We start from the raw sequence: 16,966 nt of genomic DNA, 5'->3' as shown, positions 1-16,966 counted from the left end.
AGACAGGAGAGCACCTCTCGAGGCCCCCTCCGGCGATCCCGAGAGCATGGCGCACGCACCATGTGTCCGGATCCTACGTCACCGTCGGACCACTGAGCGGTCCCGGCGCGCCGACGGTCCGCGCACCGCAGACGACGAGGCGGCCCGCCCCTGAGATCGGGTGCGGGCCGCCTCGTGGCCTTACGTACGGGGCTCTACTGGTAGTCCTGGTACTTCTCCAGCAACCGAACCGGCTTCGACAATGCGTCCCGGCGGAACGGGTCACCGAGTTCGCGCGTGCACATCACCTCGATGACGGTGGTCTTTCGCTCGTTCAGCTGCGCATCGACCGCCCGCTCGAGCGCCGCACCGACATCGTCGAGCTTCTCCACGACGGTCCCTTCGGCACCCATTGCCTGCGCGATACCGGCGAAGCTCTCGTTGTCGAGCTCGCCGGCCACGAACCGACGGTCGTAGAAGTCGACCTGGTTCTTCTTCTCCGCGCCCCACTGCCGGTTGTGGAAGACGACCGCCGTGACCGGAATGTCGTGGCGTACGGCGGTCATGATCTCGCCCATGCTCATACCCCAGGCCCCATCGCCGGAGTACGCGATGGCGGGCCGTTCCGGGGCGGCGACCTTCGCGCCGATGATCGTCGGCAGCGCGTACCCACAGTTGCCGAAGCTCATCGGAGCAAGGAAGCTGCGCGGCTTCTCGAACCGCAGATAGCTGTTCGCGACCGAGTTGATGTTGCCGATGTCGGTCGAGACCATAACGTCCTCCGGCATGGCCTTTTCGAGCTCTCGAAGGACCTGGCGTGGATGCAGCCAGTTGCCTTCCTCCTGCTCCGCTTCGGCGATGACGTCGAGACTGTAGTCGTCGCGCTCGTGCGTCCAGTCGTCGAGCTCCTGCTCCCAGGTGTCCTTCTCTGCTCGCATGGTGGCCGCGCGCTCGTCGCGGGTGGCGTCACACGCGAGCGTGCGGTCGCGAAGGCGCTCGCTCAACGCGACCGCCGACGCCTTCGCGTCGCCGCAGATCCCGACCGTGATCTTCTTGACCAGACCGAGCATGGTGTGGTCGGCGTCGATCTGGATGATCTTCGCGCCCGTCGGCCAGTAGTCGAGCCCGTGCTGCGGCAGGGTGCCGAAGGGGCCGAGCCGCGAGCCGAGCGCGATCACCACGTCGGCCTGCGAAATCAGCTTCATCGCCGCCTTGGAACCCTGGTAGCCGAGCGGCCCGCACCATTGCGGGTGGCTCGCCGGGAACGAGTCGTTGTGCAGGTAGCTGTTCACGACCGGGGCACCGAGCCGCTCTGCCAGGACCCGGCACTCGTCGACACCGTCGGCCATGACGACGCCGCCGCCCGAGATGATCACGGGGAACTTGGCCTCGGCGAGCAGATCGGCCGCATCGTTCAGGCTCTGCTCGCCGCCGGCACCGCGGTCGAGGCGTCGCGGCTGCGGGATCTCGGCGGTGATGTCGCCGTAGAAGTAGTCGCGCGGGATGTTCAGCTGCGCCGGCCCGATCTCCGACATCGCCCGGTCGAAGCAACGCCCCGTGAGCTCGGCCATCCTCGCCGGATTGTTCACGTGGCCCTGGAACTTGGTGAACTCCTGGAACATCGGCAGCTGGTTCGCCTCCTGGAAGCCGCCCAACCCCATGCCCATCGTCCCCGCCTCCGGGGTGACGATCACGACCGGACTGTGCGCCCAGTACGCCGCGGCGATCGCCGTTACACAGTTGCTGATTCCGGGACCGTTCTGGCCGATCACGACCCCGTGTCGCCCACTGGCCCGCGCGTACCCGTCGGCCATGTGCGCCGCACCCTGCTCGTGCACGACTGGAATCAGCCGCATTCCCGCCGGAGCGAAGATGTCCATCGCGTCCATGAACGCCGAACCCATGATCCCGAAGATGTCCGTGACGCCGTTCGCGGCCATCGTCTCGACGAAGGCCTCCGACGGTGTCATCCGCTGCGGACCACCCGTGCCGCCGTTATCCGTCATATCGAGTCCTCTCCGCGCCATATCTCGAAAAGCTGTATGCTTCATCTCTGAAAATGAGATTTGATCCGACTATACGGACGAGGCGCGGATCCCGTCAACGCGCGAGTCCGGCACGATGAGGTACGACCCCCATTCGACTAGATCGGGAGCGCCATGCAACAACGCACACAGGGACGTACGCACGAGTCGACACCGGTCGAGCTCGCCGGCGATACCCCGACGATGCGGCTGTTCGCGCTGCTGGAGCTGATCGCGGCGAAGGACGAGTTCGTGTCCCTGCAGGGCCTCGCCGAGGAGACCGGAACGCCGAAGCCGACCCTGCACCGCATGTTGCAACAGCTCGAGAGCGCCGACCTGCTGGTACGCCAGAGCGACGGCCGCCATTACGGCACCGGCGCCCGATTGCGCCGATTGGCAGAGGACCTGCTGCTCAACGCGACGCAGTACGGGGCGCGGCACGCCGTCCTGACCGCGCTCGTCGACGAGATCGGCGAAGCGTGCAACCTCACGACGCTCTCCGGCAACGAGGTCGTCTACCTCGACCGCGCCGAGACACCCGAGCCGTTGCGGTTCTACCTGCACCCGGGCTCGCGGGTGCCGGCCCACTGCTCCGCCAGCGGAAAGATGCTGCTCTCGCAGCTCGGCCCGCAGCAACAGCGCAAGCTTCTCGGGCACGCACCGCTGAAGCAGCACACGCCGAAGACGATCGTCGACCTCGACGAGCTCGAGCGCGGTCTCTTGGACGCGCGACGAAACGGCTACGCGATCGACGACGAGGAGTTCCTCTCCGGCCTGGTGTGCGTCGCGGTACTCGTGCCGCATGAGTCCGGTCGGACGAACCTCTGTCTGGCCACGCAGGCACCGGTCATGCGGTTCCGCGCGGACGACGCACCGCGCGTACTCCCCGCCCTTCGGCGCGCGGCCGAGACGCTCAGCACGATCGAGACCGAGGGCAGCACTTCGCAATGACCACGACCCGAGAAAGGCCGAGATGGACGACCTGACCGAGTCCGAGCCCACCACGACGGTCGACGTGCGCGACGCGTTCGGAATCGACGTCGACATGATCGTCCCAGCGTTTCGCGACCGCGACGCGCACGTGCCGGAGATCGACCCCGCGTACCGGTTCAACCGTGATGTGACGTTGGCCCTGCTCGCCGGTTTCAGCCGCAACCGCAGGGTCCTGACCCAAGGCATGCACGGTACGGGGAAGTCGACGCACGTCGAGCAGGTCGCCGCCCGGCTGAACTGGCCGTGCGTACGCCTGAACCTCGACGGCCACATCAGCCGCCTGGAACTGCTGGGCAGAGACACCATTACCGTCGAGGACGGCATGCAGGTGACGCGCTTCCAGGACGGCATTCTGCCGTGGGCGGTACGGCGGCCCGTCGCGCTCGTGCTCGACGAGTACGACGCCGGTCGCCCGGATGTCATGTTCGTGATCCAGCGACTGCTGGAGCGCGCGGGAAAGCTGACGCTGAGCGACCAGAGCGCCGTGCTCACGCCACATCCGTACTTCCGGATGTTCGCGACGGCCAATACGGTCGGCCTCGGTGACCTGAACGGCATGTACTACGGCGTGCAGCGGCTCAACCACGCGCAGCTGGACCGCTGGGACATCGTTGCGTCATTGGGATATCTACCTCGCCGTGAGGAGGCCGCCATCGTCGCGGCGCGTGTACCCGAGGTCGCAGACCGGCGTGGCCCCGAGCTCATCGACGCGATGGTGGCCGTCGCGGGCCTGACTCGCGACAGCTTCCGCGCCGGCGACCTGTCCACGCTGATGTCGCCGCGCACCGTCATCTCCTGGGCCGAGAACGTCGAGGTCTTCGGCGACGTCGCGACCGCGTTCCGATTGTCGTTCGTGAACCGCTGCGACGAGTCGGAGCGACCGCTCGTTGCAGAGCTCTTCCAACGCTGCTTCGACCTCGAGCTCAACGGAGCTGACAAGACATCGGTCGCGTAGGCATGGCCGCCGTCGACCGAGAGGGCATGCGAGGCGCGACGGTCCGCGCCGTCAGCGGCTTGCCGTCGGCCGAGCTGGTCGGCGACAGCGTCCGGTGCGGTGGCGTACGCGTCTCGATCGCGGCACCGCACGTGCGACTGTCCGACGATGCCGATCCGATCTCCCCGCGCGGCGCGATAGATGGGATCGCCTTACATCTGCAGCATTCCGATGCGGACCTGCATCGGCGTCTGCGACCGTCAGACCCGGTCGCGGCCTGGCTGTTCGAGATTCTCGAGCAGCTGCGAGTCGAGTCGCTCGCCGACCGATCCATGCCGGGCATCGCGTCCAATCTGCGAGATCGCCACGTACGTTGGTCGCTCGCGGTCCACGATGCCGGCGTCACCGCGTCGTCGTCGGGGCTGCTCCTGTACGCGACCGTCCAGGTCTGTCGCGCTCGCCTCACCGGTGATCGCGTGGTCGAACAGACCGAAGACCTACTCGAGGCGCCCCGCGCCGCGCTCTCCCCGCACATCGGAACCGCCGTTGCCGGCCTCCGCGGCGCACGTACGGACCAGGAAGAGTACGCCGGAATCGCGGCCACCATCGGCGAACGCGTGTCAGCAATGCTCGACGAGGACATCGTCGGCACACCGGACGATGGCGAACCGACCGCGCTCACGCTCTATCTCGACGGCGACGACGGGTCCGCCTCACAGCGGGTCTCGGTACATCCCCGCGCGTCGGTCGATGGTCCGACGCCCGCACCGTACGGCGTCTTCACCACCGCATACGACCGGACGCACGACGTCGTCGACCTCGTCCGGCCGGCGCAGCTCGACCGATACCGGCGGCGACTCGACGTGCAGGTCGTGGAGTCAGGGTTGAACGTACGCCGGCTCGCGCGCGATCTGCATCGGCTGTTCCGCGAACCCCGCGAGCACGGATGGTCAGGCGGCCACGAGGAGGGCTACGTCGACGGCCGGCGCCTGAGCCGGCTCGTCACCTCGCAGGACCGACGCGATCTGTTCGTCCGCCCCGGGGTCGATGCCGAGCCGCAATGTCGGGTCGGCGTCCTCGTCGACTGCTCCGGCTCGATGAAGTCGCACCTCGACCAGGTCAGCCTCTTCGTCGACGTCCTCGGGCATGCGCTCGAGCTCGCAGACGTACGCACCGACATCCTCGGCTTCACCACCTCGTCGTGGAACGGCGGCAGAGCACTTCGGGACTGGCAGCGCGCAGGCGGCCCGGCGTCACCGGGTCGCCTGAACGAGCGGTGCCATCTCGTGCTCAAGGCCGCCGACGTGCCGTGGCGGAAGGGACGGCGGGGACTCGCCGCGCTGCTGAAGCCGGACGTGTTCCGGGAAGGTGTCGACGGCGAGGCCGTCGACTGGGCGTCAGCGAGGATGCCCGCGGACGTCGGGCGTCGGGTTCTGATCGTCGTCTCCGACGGCAGCCCGATGGACACCGCAACGGCACGCGCCAACGGCCCGGAGTACCTCGACGACCACCTGCGCGCGACGATCGCCGAGCAGGAGCGGGGCGGTGTCGAGGTCATCGGCGTCGGAATCGGCACCGGTCTACTGAGCCGTTACTACTCCCGATCGATCCGGCTCGATACGAACACCGGTATCGGAATGCATTCGTACCGCGATCTCCTCGCGCTGATCGGTACGCGACGGGTTCGGTGAGTGCAGCGCCGCCTACGCGACGTGCCCATCCACCGCCGAAAGGACGCCATCCACCTTGTCCAGAAGGTCGTCCAGCACTGTCGCGTCGGAGACGAGCGGCGGCGACAGCATCAGCATCGTCGCGCCGCGGTCGTCCGGACGGGTGATGAGCCCGACCTCGCGCATCGCACGCGGCATGACCTCACGAATGAGCTCGCCCGACTGGTCGGCCGTGAGCTCGCGACCGGTGTCCCGGTTGCCCATCAGCTCGATCGCGTAGAAGAAGCCGGTGCCTCGCCACTCCCGAACGCTCGGATGCGCGTCTCGAAGCCGGTCGAGCCCGAGCTGGAAGTGCGGCTCGAGCCCACGCACCTTCCCCGGCACGTCCTCGTCCCGCAACGCCGTCAGGTTCGCGACCGAGACCGCCGTCGACACCGGGTGACCGCCCCAGGTCGCACCGTGGCTGAACATGCCGGCCTCCGGCGACTCGAGCAGTTGATCGACGAGCGGCCTGCGTACGAGCACGCCGCCGAGCGGTGCGTACCCGGACGTGGAGCCCTTCGCGAACGTGATCAGGTCGGGGATCACGTCGAGCTTGGTCGAACCGAACCAGTCACCCAGCCGACCGAAGCCGCAGATCACCTCGTCGGCGACGAGCAGGATGCCGTACTCGTCGCACAGAGCACGCAGCGCCTGCCAATACCCCTCCGGCGGCACGAGAGCGCCCCGCGAGTTCTGCACCGGCTCGGCAAACAGTGCAGCGACGGTCTCCGGGCCCGCCTCCTCGATCGCGGTGCGGATCGCACGAACGCTCGGCAGATCTGCCGCCGTTCCGCCGTCGGGGATCTGCTCTCCGTGTGTGTTCGGCACCCGGAGGACGCCCGGCATCAGCGGCCCGAACGGCTCCTTGTACGACGGGATGCCCGTCACGGCGAGTGCACCGAGCGTCGTGCCGTGGTACGCCATGTCTCGGGCGACGATCTGCGTGCGCGACGTCTCACCTCGGCTGCGATGGAACTGCCGTACGAACTTGATCGCCGACTCGACGGCCTCCGACCCCGAGTTGACGAAGAACGTCACGTCCAGGTCGCCCGGTGCGAGCTCGGCGATCAGCGTCGCAGCGTCCACGGCGGCCGGGTGCGCGGAGCCCCAGTTCGTCCAGTACGCCAGTTGCTCCATCTGCTTGGTGGCAGCGGCGGGTATATCGGTTCGCCCGTGCCCGAGGTTGACGCAGAAGAGCCCGGACAGCCCGTCCAGGAAGCGATTTCCGCGATCATCGAAAAGGTAGCTGCCCTCACCGCGGACGATCATCGAGATGTCATCGGCCTGCCAGGCCTGTCCTCTGGTGAAATGCGGAAACAGGTGTCGCTGCGCACGGGCCCGAAGGTCGGATCGCGTCACGGTGAGCCTCCATCTCGGCCGGCGGTTTCCGCCAACTGTCACCCATCGCGGTGGGTTGGTTGAAGATCCACCTGCCCACCAGTTCTTGGGTACCAGTCACATCCGCGACAGCACCTGCGCGAACTGTCGTACGCCCGGAGCGATCGCCTCGAGGTCGATGGCCGAGAAGCCGAGGCGTACGTGGTAACGGTTCGCCTGTGGGTCGGCGAAGAAGATGTCTCCGCGTTCGATGACGACGCCCGCTTCGAGGCAACGCTCCGCGAGCTCGACGCCGTCGAGATCCGGTGGCCCGGTCAGCCAGATGCTCACCCCGCCGGGCGGTGGGTTGACGGCCCAGTCGAGTTGTTCGCGCAGCATGTCACGCAGTCTCGTCCACTTGCGCTGGAGGTCGGTCCTGCGGCGGCGGATCGTGCGTCGGTACTGGCCGCTCTCGATCAGCAGGGCCATGGCGCGCTGGGTCTGCCCGGCCGCATGGCGTACGCGGTAACGCCGCTGGTTCCGCACCTCGGCTATCAGGTCGGGCTCGGCGACCATGTAGCCGAGCCGAAGCCCGGGAGCGAGGAACTTCGAGAACGTGCCCAGGTAGACCACCCGCTGGCTGCCCGGCAGTGCCTTCAACGCGGGCGTCGGGCTTCCCTGATAGCGAAACTCGCTGTCGTAGTCGTCCTCGATGATCAACGACCGCGAGCGTTCTGCCATCGAGAGCAGCGCGTGCCTCCGCCCGATGGACAGCGTCACGTTCGTCGGGCTGTGATGGCTCGGGGTCAGGTAGACCAAGTCCACACCATCGAGGTCGGCCGGCGGGATCAGTCCGCTGTCGTCGACGTCGATCGGCGCGAACGCGGCACCTGCGCGTACGAAGATGTGCCAGGCATCGAGGTATCCCGGGTTCTCGACTCCCACCGTACGGTCCGGTCCGAGCAGAGAATGCGCGAGCAGGTCGAGTCCCTGCTGCGATCCAAGCGTGATCAGCACGTTGTCGGGTTCGACCTCGATCCCTCGCGACGGTAGAACGTGCTTGCACAGCGCCTCGACGAGCATCGGGTCGTCTTCGTCGACACCGTCACGCAGGCTGAAGTGCAGGTGGGGCTTCTCCAAGGCGTCCCGTAGCGCCCGCGACCATGCCAGCCGCGGAAACGAGTCGGTGGCGACCTGGCCCGCGATGAACGGATACGGATAGCGCTGCCAGTCGCGGACCTTCGCGATCTCGGGCATCCCGGAGTCGACCCGGCGCACGATGTGCTCCGACCAGTCGACGGCCGCACCCCGCTCTCGATCGCCGGGTGGCTCCAACGGCACCGCGATCTCGGCGTTGACGAAGAACCCGCGTCGCGGTCGCGCTTCGATGAATCCCGCAGCGAGCAGCTCCTGGTACGCCGTGTTGACCGTGTTGCGGGAGACGCCCAGCTCGCTGGCGAGCTCGCGTGACGAGGGCAGCGGCAGCCGCGGATCGAGCGCCCCGTTCGCGATCTGGTGCCCGAGAGCATCGCGTAGCTGTTCGTACAGCGGCTGCTTCGCGTCGCGCCTGATCGAGATCGGGGTTCGCGTCATGGTCCATTCTGACCGATCCGCGAACTGCGGCCGCCGGCCTCGCCGCCGATGGAGGCCGTACGCGGCGGCCGTCACGCCCCCAGTCCGGCGCGCGGCACATCGCGTTCGCCGCCGGCAGCCACCTCTCGACCCGCGCCGGCGTCGACGGTTTCGCCGTCCGCGCTCACGGTCGGCATGATCTCCTTGCGGTATGTCTCCGGCATGTACGCGACCACGGCGAGGCTGATCAGCCCGACGACCACCATGTACACGCCGAACAGCCATGGCTCGCCGTCCAGCCACCCGATCAGCGAGGCACCGATCAGCGGCGTGAGCCCGCTCGCGTAGATGCCGGAGAACTGGTAGACCGAACCGATCCCGGTGTAGCGGATCCGCGTATCGAACAGCTCGGACCACATGGCCGCGAGCGGCGCGTAGATGGCGGCGTAGATGACGCCGAGGCCGAGCGCGATGCTCAGCCAGATCAACGGTGTCGAGCCCGTTCGGATCAGGGCGAGCGATGGGAACGTGTACAGCACGATCGCGACGACCCCGGTCCCGTACACCCGCTTACGGCCGAACCGGTCGGACAGATGTCCGTAGACCGGCGTGAGCACACACCCGATCGCGGCGCCGATGGCGATGCCGTTGAGTACGACGGACTTCGACACCCCGACGTCCGATGTCGCGTAGCTGACCGCCAGCACTGCGTATGCGTTGAACGCGAGGCCCTCGATCCAGCGCGTGCCCATGCCCTGGAGGAGCTGTTTGCGATGGGTACGAAGGAGGTCGACGAACGGGACCTTCGCCTCGTTCTGCGCCGCCTGGACGCGAGCGAACGCAGGCGTCTCCATCACCTTGAGGCGTACGTACAGCCCGACCCCGGCGAGCACGATCGTGCTCAGGAACGCGATCCGCCATGCCCAGGCGTCGAACTGCGCGTCCGGAACGAAGGAGAGCACGCTGAACATCAGCGACGCGAGCAACAGGCCGCCGGGAACGCCCACCTGCGGCCAGCTTCCGTAGAAGCCCCGACGTCCACGCGGCGCGTACTCGACGGCCATCAGCACCGCACCGCCGTACTCACCGCCGACGCCGATCCCCTGCAGGACGCGCATGATGACCAACAGGATCGGCGCCAGAACACCGACCTGGTCGTACGTCGGCAACAAGCCGATGACGAAGGTCGACGCACCCATGATCACGAGCGTGAGGATCAGCATCTGCTTGCGGCCGACCCGGTCGCCCAGATGCCCGAAGATGACGGCACCGACCGGTCGGGCGAGGAAGCCGACGGCGAAGGTCCCGAACGCGACGAGAGTCCCGACGGAGTCCGGGAGGTTCGAGAAGAACAACTTGTTGAACACGAGCGCCGCGGCCGTGCCGTAGATGAAGAAGTCGTACCACTCGATGGTTGCACCGATCGCCGAGGCGAACGCGACCCTTCGTACCGAGACCTTGTCCCCGTTTCCGGGAGAGGTTCTGCTCATCGGAACTCCTTGCCAGCAGGACGGATTGGCTACAGCGAGGCGGTGAAGATCTCGTCGAGGTCGTCACGAGTCACAGGTCGAGGTACGACCGCGAGCTGGCGGGTCTGCTTCAAGGTGCCCTCGACGAGCTGGTCGATGTCGTCAACGGTGTAGCCGAAGCTGCGCAGGCCGGCCGGCATGGCGATATCGCGCATCAGCTCCGCCAACACGTCCGGCAGGGCGTCGCGGCCGTCGGTCGTCGTGAAGGTGCGTCCGGACAGCAGCTCCGCTGCCCGGAGGTGGCGACCGGGGTCGGCCGGGTACGTCCACCGGAAGACCGCTGCGGCCGTCGACGACACCGCTTGCCCGTGCGGCACCATCGGCATCGGCGGGTAGTCGCGTGCCTGGTAGTCGCGCACCGCGCCTGCGACCGGATAAGCATTGGCGTGCGGAAGATGAGTGCCCGCATTCCCGAATCCGGTTCCGGCGTACGTCGACGCGAGCGCCAGCTGGTAGCGCGCCTCGATGTCGCGGCCGTTCAGGACGGCACGACGCAGGTACTTGCCGACCAGGCCGAGCGCCATCTCGCACCAGACGTCGCTGATCGGGTTCGACCCGCAGAACGCGGGGCGGCTCCTGGGGTCCTCGGGCGCCGGCTTGGCGTCGAAGGGAACGCTGGTGTAGCTCTCCAGTGCATGCGAGAGCACGTCCATCCCGCTCGCGGCCGTCACGGCGGGCGGCATCGTGACGGTCGTCAGTGGGTCGATGACTGCCAGCGAGGGGCGCAGGCTGGGATGGCTCACCCCCGCCTTGAGGTGCAGCCGGAGCAGGTCGACGACGCAGATCGTCGTCGACTCCGACCCCGTGCCGGCGGTGGTCGGCACCGCGATGAGCGGCTTGAGCGGAAGCCACGGCGCCTTGCCCCCGCCGATCGGGGGCGTGACGAAGTCGAGCAACGTACCTGGATGGCTCGTGAGCAGGTTGACGGCCTTCGCCGTGTCGATGACGGACCCACCGCCGACGGCGACGAAACAGTCCGATTCCCGATCCTGGGCGAACTCGACGGCGGCCTCGATGCTCTCGTCCGTCGGCTCGGTAGCGACACCGTCGTACACCTCGGCCTTGACGCCGGCCGCGGTGATCGAGTCGCGTACCCGATCGGCCGTACCCGTCTCACGTACGCGGGGATCGGTGAGTACCAAGCAACGGGCCGCGCCTTGGGCAACCGCCTCCGCCCCGATCTCGTCGAGTGCGCCGAGGCCGAACTTGATCGGCGGCGCCGCCCAGGTGAAGACGCTCTCGTTACCCGTTTCTGAAGCCATCTGAATTCCCTTCACTATGTGGCCGGAGTCGCCACATAGTGAAGCACCCTAGAACGAGATCAGTGAGTTGTGAACCCCGTCACCCGGCTTTTCCAGTCGGGCCGGATCCCGAGCCGATCGGCCATCGACGAATGTTCCCGAGCGATGCGCAGTCTGAACGAAACTGTCGCGCCGAGCTCTCCGTCAGCCGGACATCCTGCGATCGATCGGCACGAAGCGAGCGACCTCCTTGGCGGCGATCTGCACTCGCTCGCCGAGCTCGAGCACCCGCCGCTTCGGCATCCGCACGGTAGGCACCTGAACGGTCACAGCGGCCTGCGCGTTGCCGTACGAGTCGAGTACGGGGGCACCGACGCATCGGACGCCAGCGACGTTCTCCTCGTCGTCGATGCTGTACCCGCGCTCGCGAATCTGGGTCAGCTGAGCTTCGAGCCGAGCGGGGGTACGAAGCGTGTTGTCCGTCAGAGGTTTCATCCTTGCCGGGAGCGACGCGACGTACGCCTCGGCATCCGGCGAGCAGGAGAGCATCGCCTTGCCCGACGCGGTCGAGTACAGCGGGAACCGCGCGCCCGGATGCTGCTCGAACCGCAACGGCAGGGTCGACTGCACCCGCATCATGACGACCGACTCCGACCCCTCGCGTACGACGAGGTTCACCGACTCCGACGTCTCGGCGTTGAGGTCCTCGAGCACCGGGAGCGCCCGGTCGAGGCCGAACCCGCGCTGCGCGGCCTGGCCCAGCAGGATCGCACCGCTCGCGAGGTAGAAGTGCCCGGTCTTCGGGTTCTGAGCGATCAGGCTCTCGGCCACCAAGGCACCGAGCATGCGCTTGGTCGTACCCGCCGACAGCCCGAGGCCCGACGAGATCGCTGACGCCTCCAGCTCGTCCGGTGACTCCGCGAGCATCCGGAGCACCGCCAGCGCGCGCCCGATCGCCTGCGTACCAGCGGGAGCCTGCTTACTACTCACCCTCGCCCTCCTCGGCACCAGCGTAGGTCGCCGCGAACCTCGTCCGACCTCTGGTACTGCGAATCTTGCCGCGAACTGGATCTTCCGGGCAGCCAGTGCGTACGCGCACAGTGATCATGACCAGCAGTGCGATCTTCACCAACGGCGAGGAGGGTGGACGATGCGGATCGGAATCCCGGCAGAGCTCAAGGTGCACGAGTACAGAGTGGCCCTCACGCCCGCCGGTGTAAACGAGCTCGTCACGCATGGGCACGAGGTCGTCGTCGAACAGGGCGCCGGCGAAGGGTCCGCGATCAGTGACGACGACTTCGCGGCGGCCGGAGCGAAGATCAGGAGCGACCCGGACGACGTATGGGCTGCGGCCGAGCTCGTCCTCAAGGTCAAGGAGCCGATCGAGCAGGAGTACCACCGACTGCGCGACGACCTGACGCTGTTCACCTTCCTCCATCTCGCCGCATCGCGGCCCTGCACCGAGGCCCTCGTACGCGCGGGCACGACGGCGATCGCGTACGAGACGGTGCAGTCGGCCGACGGCGCATTGCCGTTGCTCTACCCGATGAGCGAGGTGGCCGGCCGCCTCGCGCCACAGGTCGCGGCGAGCGCGCTGTTCCGTAAGGACGGCGGAAAGGGCGTACTGCTCGGCGGCGTCAGCGGTGTGGCCCCGGCCAACGTCGTCGTCCTCGGCGCCGGCGTCTCGGGACGCAACGCGATCGCCGTCGCGAGCGGTCTGTGGGCAGACATCACCGTCATCGACAAGGATCTCGGCAAGCTACGCGAGCTCGACAAGCTGTATGCCGGCCGGCTCAAGACGCTTGCCTCCACCGCGTACGAGATCGAGCGCGCGACCCTCGACGCGGACGTCGTCATCGGCGCGGTTCTCGTCGCCGGTGCGCGGGCGCCACGGCTGGTCGGCAACGACCTGGTCCGACGCATGCGACCGGGCAGCGTGCTCGTCGACATCGCGATCGACCAGGGCGGGTGCTTCGAGGACTCGCGACCAACGACGCATGCAGATCCCACCTACCGGGTGCACGACAGCGTGTTCTACTGCGTCGCCAACATGCCCGGCATCGTGCCGAACACCTCGACGTACGCGCTCACGAACGCGACGCTGCCCTATGTCATGTCTGTCGCCAACCACGGATGGCGTCGGGCGTTACGCTCCGACCCCGGCTTCGCAACCGGCCTGAACGTCTACGCCGGTCACGTCACCAACGAACCGGTCGCGGCCGCCCATGACCTGCCGGCGGCAGACCTGGCCGGGGTCCTTGCGACATGACGACGGTGGCCCAAGGCGACTCCTTGACGGCCGGTTGGCTGGATCGCCTCAACACCGGCCGGCCGGCGCACGTCGTCCTGCCCGAAGGCGATGACGAGCGGGTTGTGGCGGCCGCGAACATGCTTGTACGCAAGGGACTCGAGGTAACCGTGCTCGGACACCCCGGCGCCGCGGCGGGCCTCGACGGCCGAGTCGCGCTCCGAAGCCCCGCCCACCTCGCCGCGGGTGAAGCGGGCGACTTCGTCCGGTCGCGGTACGCCCGCAAGCGGCGTTCTCCCGAGCAGCTGGACGCGGCCGCGACATCGCCGATCAACCTGGGGGCGGCCCTGGTCGCGCGCGGGGAGGCACACGCTTGCGTCGCGGGGTGCGCGGCTCCGACGGCCGATGTACTACGCGCCGGGCTCAACGTCATTGGTGTCGCGCCCGGGTTCCGGACGCTGTCGAGCAGCTTCGTGCTAGTTCTTCCCGACGGACGGCCCCTCGCCTTCGGCGACTGTGCCGTCGTACCGGATCCGGGCCCGCCCGAGCTCGTCGACATCGCCATCGCGAGCGCCGCGACGTTCGAGTCGCTGACCGGCGAGGCCGCCGCAGTCGCGCTGCTGTCGTTCAGCAGCTTGGGCAGCGCCGAGCACCCCAGTCTCTCCAAGGTACGCAGGGCGCTCGAGCTGACCCGAGAACGCGCACCCGCGCTATTGATCGACGGCGAGATGCAGTTCGACACCGCGTTCGTCGAGTCGGTTGCGGAGAAGAAGGCGGCGGGCTCACCGGTCGCCGGGCGGGCGAACGTGTTCGTCTTTCCGGATCTCGCATCGGGGAACATCGGATACAAGATCGCGCAGCGGCTCGGTGGGGCGCGGGCGCTCGGTCCGATACTGCAGGGTCTCGCAGCGCCGCTGAACGACCTTTCCCGCGGTGCCACCGCGGACGACATCGTGGACGTCGCGCTGCTGAGCGCCGTTCAGTCATTTGCCTGAACCGAAGCCCACATCCCAACCACACAAGCGACCTCGAACTGCACGCGTGCACCGGGTAAGGCCTGAAAACCAACCCCGCAACGGGAAGTGATTGACGTCACGCTCGGCCCGGGTCTAGTGTCACGTGGAACAGCTTGCCATATAGCGAAACTGCTCCGAGGCGTATCGGATTGCGATACCGCTGGTTCGTCGCCAACCGGTCGCAGTCTATAGTGCAGTAACTTACTGATGTAACGCTAGTTCTGGAGGTCGCAGACATGTCGACCGAGCCATCCCTCGCCGCGCAGCCGACCGCCGCGATCTCGAACACGACGCGGGCGCTGCTGACCGGACTCCGTTCGGCACTACCCGAGGTCGTCGCGTTGATCGCCTGCGTGGTTCTCTACCTGCAGACGTTGGACTTCCGCGGAACCGATGACGGCCCGGGACCCGCTCTGTATCCGCGACTGCTGATCGCACTGCTGGCGTTCGTCATGGCGCTGCGCATCATCGGCCAAGTACGCTCCGCGCTCCGTCACGGTGGCGACGTCAGCGTCGCCGCGGTGCGCCCACCGGCCGAGGAGGACACCGGCTCACTTCCACTGCGGCGAATCGCGCAGGTGATCGCGATCGCCGTCGGGTTCGTGGTCGCAACCGTCTACCTCGGCTGGCTCCTCGCGACGTTCCTCTTCATTCCACTCTTCTGCTGGGCGTGCGGAAAGCGCAACCTGCTCGTCACGGTGCCGCTCGGCGCGGTTCTCGCCGTCGGTTCGTCGTACCTGTTCATCAAGCTTGTCTACATCGCTCTGCCGACGGGTATCGGCGCGTTCGACGAGTTCTCGGTACAGGCCTTCCTCGCCCTCGGAATCTACTGACCCACCGACAGGACAGGAGTTCCGATGGAAACCCTGCAAGGCGCGATGAACGCGCTCACGAGCTTCGACCTGACGATGTGGGCGATCCTCGTACTCGGCGTGCTGACCGGCCTGATCGTCGGGGTGCTCCCCGGCCTCACGTTCGTGATGGGCGTCCTGCTCATTCTGCCCTTCACGTACGGAATGGACACCGACGTCGGGATCGTCCTGATGCTCGCGGTCTACGTCGCCGGCACGTACGGCGGCGCCATCACCTCGATCCTGCTGCACATCCCCGGAGAGCCGAACAACGTGCCCCTGCTGTGGGACGGCTACCAGATGACCCGCCAAGGCCGCGCTGCGGAGGCACTCGGCTGGGCCGCGGTGTCCGCACTCGCGGGCGGGCTCGTCGCCTGGCTGCTCCTCACGTTCGCCGCACGCTCGTTCGCACACTTCGCGCTGAAGTTCGGCCAGGCCGAGTACTTCATCATCATCATGCTCGGCCTCACCAGCGTGCTCGCGCTCGCGGGCCGCTCCGTGCTCCGGTCGATCGCGTCGATGCTCATCGGCATGCTGGTGGCGACGGTCGGCGTCGACGACGTTTACGGAACCGTCCGGTTCGACTTCGGCGTCGACATCCTTCGCGACGGCATCGACTACCTGCCGATCATGGTCGGCGTCTACGCGCTCGGCAGCGTCATCCAGCGCTACGGTGCACGGTTCGCCGATGACGCCGCGCAGCAGCCCGCCAAGATTCGTACGACGGTCCCCGGCCTGCGCGCGCTCCGTGCCCGATCGGGCGCACTCGGCCGCGGCGTCGTCACCGGATCTCTGCTCGGCGCCGTCCCGGGTGCCGGCGCGACGGTCGCGTCGTTCGTCTCGTACGGCATGGAGAAGCAGTTCGGCAAGCATCGGACCAAGGTCGGGCAGGGCGACCCGAACGGCATTGTCGCGCCGCAGGCGGCATCGACGGCAACGGTCGGCGGGGCGTTCATACCGCTGCTCGTCCTCGGCATCCCCGGCAGCGCCGCGACCGCGGTCATTCTCGGCGCGCTGATGCTGCACAACGTGCAGCCCGGGCCGCAGATCTTCGAGACGCAGCCGGAGCTGGTCTACACCATCGTGGCCGCGCTGCTGGTGAGCGTGGTTCTGATGTTCATCTTCGGGCTCCTCGCCACGAAGCCGATGGTGCGCCTGCTGTCCGTTCCGGAGGTGTACGTCGCGGGCGTCATCGTGCTGTTCGCCTACATCGGCGCGTTCGCGATCCGCAACTCCATGTCGGACGTCTGGATCATGACGTTGTTCGCGGCGCTCGGCTTCTTCATGCAGCGTTGGGGATACCCGCTCGCTCCGCTGGTGCTCGGGGCGATCCTCGGGCCCTTGGCGGAGCGCTACTTCGTCACGGCAATGATCTCGTCCGGCAATGACCCGATGGTCTTCGTCGATCGGCCGATCTCCGCCGTCCTCACCGTGGTCTGGGTGCTGCTTCTCGCCTTCTTGGTCTATCGCTCCGTACGTACGGCGCGCGCGGCCCGCACAGCACCGGAATCCACCGAACCGACCACCTCGTACGCCGACAAGGAGTAAGC

13 protein-coding genes are annotated in these 16,966 nt (G+C 67.5%); 7 read left to right on the top strand and 6 right to left on the bottom strand.

What is annotated here, in order from left to right:
• Positions 1–194 precede the first annotated feature (194 nt).
• The gene (xsc, locus tag L0C25_RS12315) at positions 195–1,985 is read right to left on the bottom strand and encodes a sulfoacetaldehyde acetyltransferase (protein WP_271631940.1); all 1,791 of its coding nucleotides are present in this window, start codon (positions 1,983–1,985) and stop codon (positions 195–197) included.
• A 153-nt stretch (positions 1,986–2,138) separates the two neighbouring features.
• Between xsc and L0C25_RS12310 the strand changes: the two genes are divergently transcribed.
• Genes L0C25_RS12310 through L0C25_RS12300 form a run of 3 tightly spaced genes read left to right on the top strand, consistent with a single transcriptional unit; the run spans position 2,139 to position 5,621 of the window.
• A complete protein-coding gene (locus tag L0C25_RS12310; protein WP_271631939.1) occupies positions 2,139–2,954 on the top strand; it encodes an IclR family transcriptional regulator in 816 nt (271 codons plus the stop codon).
• Positions 2,955–2,976: 22 nt separating this feature from the next.
• Entirely contained in the window at positions 2,977–3,951 is a 975-nt protein-coding gene (locus L0C25_RS12305) for an AAA family ATPase (protein ID WP_271631938.1), read from the top strand.
• Between the two features lie 2 nt (positions 3,952–3,953).
• The gene (locus tag L0C25_RS12300; RefSeq protein WP_271631937.1) at positions 3,954–5,621 is read left to right on the top strand and encodes a cobaltochelatase CobT-related protein; all 1,668 of its coding nucleotides are present in this window, start codon (positions 3,954–3,956) and stop codon (positions 5,619–5,621) included.
• Positions 5,622–5,633: 12 nt separating this feature from the next.
• Here the strand turns inward: L0C25_RS12300 and L0C25_RS12295 are convergent, their stop codons facing one another.
• The 5 genes from L0C25_RS12295 to L0C25_RS12275 form a co-directional block, all read right to left on the bottom strand.
• The gene (locus L0C25_RS12295) at positions 5,634–7,001 is read right to left on the bottom strand and encodes an aspartate aminotransferase family protein (protein WP_271631936.1); all 1,368 of its coding nucleotides are present in this window, start codon (positions 6,999–7,001) and stop codon (positions 5,634–5,636) included.
• Between the two features lie 96 nt (positions 7,002–7,097).
• Positions 7,098–8,552, bottom strand: a complete 1,455-nt coding sequence (pdxR, locus tag L0C25_RS12290; RefSeq protein WP_271631935.1) for a MocR-like pyridoxine biosynthesis transcription factor PdxR — start codon at positions 8,550–8,552, stop codon at positions 7,098–7,100.
• A 71-nt stretch (positions 8,553–8,623) separates the two neighbouring features.
• Positions 8,624–10,021 (bottom strand): MFS transporter, encoded by a 1,398-nt coding sequence (locus L0C25_RS12285; protein WP_271631934.1) that lies wholly within the window; start codon positions 10,019–10,021, stop codon positions 8,624–8,626.
• Positions 10,022–10,050: 29 nt separating this feature from the next.
• Entirely contained in the window at positions 10,051–11,322 is a 1,272-nt protein-coding gene (locus L0C25_RS12280; RefSeq protein ID WP_271631933.1) for a hydroxyacid-oxoacid transhydrogenase, read from the bottom strand.
• A 183-nt stretch (positions 11,323–11,505) separates the two neighbouring features.
• A complete protein-coding gene (locus L0C25_RS12275; protein ID WP_271631932.1) occupies positions 11,506–12,291 on the bottom strand; it encodes an IclR family transcriptional regulator in 786 nt (261 codons plus the stop codon).
• A gap of 160 nt (positions 12,292–12,451) precedes the next feature.
• On the opposite strand from L0C25_RS12275, the gene ald reads away from it, so the two are divergent.
• The 4 genes from ald to L0C25_RS12255 all read left to right on the top strand — a co-directional run bounded on the left by ald (position 12,452) and on the right by L0C25_RS12255 (position 16,964).
• On the top strand, positions 12,452–13,570 hold the full coding sequence (gene ald / locus L0C25_RS12270; RefSeq protein WP_271631931.1) for an alanine dehydrogenase: 1,119 nt from the start codon (positions 12,452–12,454) through the stop codon (positions 13,568–13,570).
• Entirely contained in the window at positions 13,567–14,544 is a 978-nt protein-coding gene (locus L0C25_RS12265) for a phosphotransacetylase (protein WP_271631930.1), read from the top strand. The genes ald and L0C25_RS12265 overlap by 4 nt, the downstream gene beginning before the upstream one ends.
• 257 nt (positions 14,545–14,801) lie before the next feature.
• Complete coding sequence (locus tag L0C25_RS12260) at positions 14,802–15,398, top strand: tripartite tricarboxylate transporter TctB family protein (RefSeq protein ID WP_271631929.1); 597 nt, start codon at positions 14,802–14,804, stop codon at positions 15,396–15,398.
• A gap of 24 nt (positions 15,399–15,422) precedes the next feature.
• A complete protein-coding gene (locus L0C25_RS12255; RefSeq protein WP_271631928.1) occupies positions 15,423–16,964 on the top strand; it encodes a tripartite tricarboxylate transporter permease in 1,542 nt (513 codons plus the stop codon).
• The last annotated feature ends 2 nt before the right edge of the window (positions 16,965–16,966 follow it).

The organism is Solicola gregarius, assembly GCF_025790165.1.
GTDB lineage: Bacteria > Actinomycetota > Actinomycetes > Propionibacteriales > Nocardioidaceae > Solicola > Solicola gregarius.
The sequence above is the reverse complement of the archived record's forward strand: the minus strand, read 5'-3'. Positions and strand labels throughout refer to the sequence as shown.